The 365-nt window shown below is 68.2% G+C and carries 1 pseudogene; it reads right to left on the reverse strand.

From position 1 onward, the window contains the following. Positions 1-62: 62 nt before the first annotated feature. Positions 63-365 (reverse strand): annotated as a pseudogene (locus D1646_RS24120) (hypothetical protein); the annotation flags it as partial.

Below are 365 nucleotides of genomic sequence, written 5' to 3' on the forward strand. Positions count from 1 at the left end.
TATCCAGCCGCAGCAGGCCGTCGTCAAATTGAAGGGTCTTCGCTTCCATCCTGCCGCCCTCCTTACTCCGCCGCCGTTCCAGGGGTAAAGGTGATGGTCCCGTCCGCCGCCATGCCGGCCGTGCCGGTCTCCCGGGTACCGCCGAAGGTGACGTCGATGGGCATGGTCAGGGCGCCGCCCCCCTCGCCACCCAGGCCGGAGGGCTTTACCATGGAGCTGGGGAAGCGCTCGGCAAAGCAGTGCCCCTCCTCGTCCACGGCGTACAGGTGGATGCGCAGCAGGTCCTGGCTGCACAGGGCGGCGGCGTTCTGCTCCACCACCGCCAGGTTCCACAGGTGCTGCTGGTACTCGTCGCCGCTGTCCAG

Origin of the sequence: Pseudoflavonifractor sp. 60 (assembly GCF_009911645.1) — a bacterium.
Lineage (GTDB): Bacteria > Bacillota > Clostridia > Oscillospirales > Oscillospiraceae > Lawsonibacter.